Source organism: Chryseobacterium sp. Bi04, assembly GCF_918698085.1.
Classification (GTDB): Bacteria; Bacteroidota; Bacteroidia; order Flavobacteriales; family Weeksellaceae; genus Chryseobacterium.
The window spans coordinates 1-2,756 of the sequence record NZ_CAKKLP010000031.1 but is presented as its reverse complement, the minus strand read 5'-3'; the positions used below and the strand labels follow the sequence as shown (position 1 = coordinate 2,756).

The window sequence follows — 2,756 nt, the reverse complement described above, 5'->3', positions numbered from 1 at the left end:
CCCTGCAGTACCAAAAAACCAATTACCTTTTCCTGTAAGGCTATACCAATTACTTGATACATTCACAGCATACTTCTCCATATGACTTCTAAACTGATCAGCCCAAGTAGATTTTTTTCCTACAAGAGGAACTTCAGGAATTTCAAAGCTAGGTCCATCATTCGGATTCTTCTTACCAACTCCATTAGCCATATTGCTATATCCATTGTAATTGGTTGGGTTTCCGTCATAATCCATCTGTCCTCCCCAATTATTGGTAAAGCCATTTCCTGTGTTTGTCCATGTAGTTCCGGGAGGAGCATCCAATAGTTCATCTATAAATGCTTGGGATACCATTCCGTTGGGATCAAACAAATTGATCGGGTTATTCATCACGTAAGCATAAGGAGAATGAGAATAATAACTTTCCGCTAACTGGTCTATGCCATTCCATCTGGCAATATCAGGCATATATTCTCTCCAGCCATAGCTGTACATTCCGGTTTCCTGCAGTTCCTTGCCGTTGTATTTGTTGCTTTTATAGCTACCCTGGGCAAAATAGGAAATCCCTGTTTTTAAATGATTCATCCCAAATGGGTAGTAATCATTGGAATCTGTAATCTCAAGAGCTCCTGTGCTGTTTCTTCCGTAAGAAACCCTTACATTTCCAAGCTGGTCTATGTATTGGTAAATATCTTATAATCCCAAATAATAAACTCAAAAACATTTCTGGATTAAAGTTCTCTTTAGAATGCAAATCAATCATTTTAAAATGTAAAAACCTCACAAAAGTGAGGTTTTGGTATATTAGCTCAAAGTTATAAACTTTGCGCAGCTAGGTATTGAAAACCAATACTCGAATTTATTACCAACACGTTGGAACATTACCCATCTTCGGGATTATTTTGAATTTTCAATCCGCTCTTTCTCAATTTCTCTCTGCTTAAAAATTCTTTCCCGATTAATACTTCCAGAATAAAATGCTAAAAATAAGGCAAAGCCTGCAATAATGAAAAAGTATAAATAATACTTTATATGGAAGTCTCTAAAGGAATCAAATTTTTTAAAATCTTCATTATATATATATATCCCAACAAAAAAACCTACAATAAAATATAAAAATACATACTGCCAGTAAGGAGTATCAAATATAATAGTTTTATCAAATGATATATATATTAGTTCAAATGCAAAGTATAAGATTATACCAAATAATAATGTAAAAACTAACCAAGTAGCAACTTTTGCAGATATTCTGCTTTCTTTATCAACTTTATAATAATACCAATATATATGGTAAAATAATAACTTTATAAATCTAATCATCTTAAAATAGGGGTTTACCATCGTTACCATATGTTTCATAAAGTGCCATTCCTGCAAAATAACCTACCGATATCCAGGCTGTAGCAGGAAAAAAGCCTGCAACTCCCATCACTCCATCAACAACGGCTCTAGTACCTGATATATTACCTTTTCCATATTGATACAATGTATTAGCAACACCCACAGCACCAACTACTCTTCCTCCCCATTTCAAAGCCGTTGAAGCTGTCTCCAAAGCTTTAGCAGAAAAAGGTAGTTTTGTACTTATGGTCTCTGCAAAGATACGACTTTTTGTAATGTTTGAAGCGCCATTCCAGTTTGATAATCCTTTTTCAGCTACTGTAGAACCTGCCTGTATCATTCCCGCAAATTGTGATACTTTAATTGGATTATTTTGAATCCAGTCAAAAGAATTATCTAAAAAAGAATTTGATGTACTATTAGAATTTGAGGAATTCAAATCCAGCTTCCCAGAATATCCTACTATCCCTTGCAAGTTTTGGTAATTCTGTCCTCCTGAATTAGTATATCCACTGGCAGGTGCACCGTTTGTCCAATAGGTATAACTAAGCACGCCGTTTGTTACAGTACCGTAGTAAGAATTAAAATTACCTGCATAGTCTACAGTAGATCCTATTCCATATCCTGCTGTTAGACCAGCAGTTCCTCCTGTATACACAAAATGTCCTCCGCCTCCGCCTGAGCTTGATCCACTATTTGTCCAATAAGAATTCGTCCCATCGGGGGTATTATTCCACGTCTCTTGTAACCATGCGGGAGCCTCTTCTAACCAAGCCTCATTTTTCCTGCCATCCGGATCAAACATATTGATCGGATTATTCATCACATAAGCATAAGGAGAATGAGAATAATAACTTTCTGCTAACTGGTCTATACCATTCCATCTGGCAATATCCGGCATATATTCTCTCCAGCCGTAGCTGTACATTCCGGTTTCCTGCAGTTCCTTACCGTTGTATTTGTTGCTTTTATAGCTGCCCTGGGCAAAATAGGAAATCCCGGTTTTTAAATGATTCATCCCGAATGGGTAGTAATCATTGGCATCTGTAATCTCAAGAGCTCCTGTGCTGTTTCTTCCGTAAGAAACCCTTACATTTCCCAGCTGGTCTATGTACTGGTAAATATTTTTATACCCCCCCAATAATAAATTCAAAAACATTTCTGTATTAGAGTTCTGTTTAGAATACAAATCAATCACTTTAGAATGTAAAAACCTCACTTTTCGTGAGGCTTTGTTATAGCAGCTCAAAGTTACAAAATTTGCACAATTAAATATCAAATGCTCTTGTACCTTACAGCTTTAGGTTAATAATAAAATTGCAGCTTTTTTATATTAGTTTTTTAGGACTAGACAAATTTCAATACTCTATTATATTAATACATTTTAAGAACATACTTTTGAAGTAAATAAACAGATCCAAAAAAATTAA

General features: G+C 35.3%; 3 protein-coding genes. All 3 read right to left on the bottom strand.

What is annotated here, in order from left to right; genetic code table 11:
- A partial coding sequence (locus LQV47_RS22455) for an RHS repeat-associated core domain-containing protein (RefSeq protein ID WP_290368695.1) occupies positions 1-600 on the bottom strand: 600 nt, incomplete at its 3' end.
- A 279-nt stretch (positions 601-879) separates the two neighbouring features.
- The gene (locus LQV47_RS22450; RefSeq protein ID WP_230041349.1) at positions 880-1,305 is read right to left on the bottom strand and encodes a hypothetical protein; all 426 of its coding nucleotides are present in this window, start codon (positions 1,303-1,305) and stop codon (positions 880-882) included.
- Between the two features lies 1 nt (position 1,306).
- Positions 1,307-2,545 carry an RHS repeat-associated core domain-containing protein gene (locus LQV47_RS22445; protein ID WP_230041348.1) on the bottom strand — a complete coding sequence of 413 codons (1,239 nt, stop codon included), beginning with the start codon at positions 2,543-2,545 and terminating at the stop codon, positions 1,307-1,309.
- Positions 2,546-2,756: the final 211 nt, after the last annotated feature.

Excerpts from the sequence above, each read along its gene's own strand:
- LQV47_RS22450 (WP_230041349.1), bottom strand. The coding sequence starts at position 1,305 with ATGATTAGATTTATAAAGTTATTATTTTACCATATATATTGGTATTAT.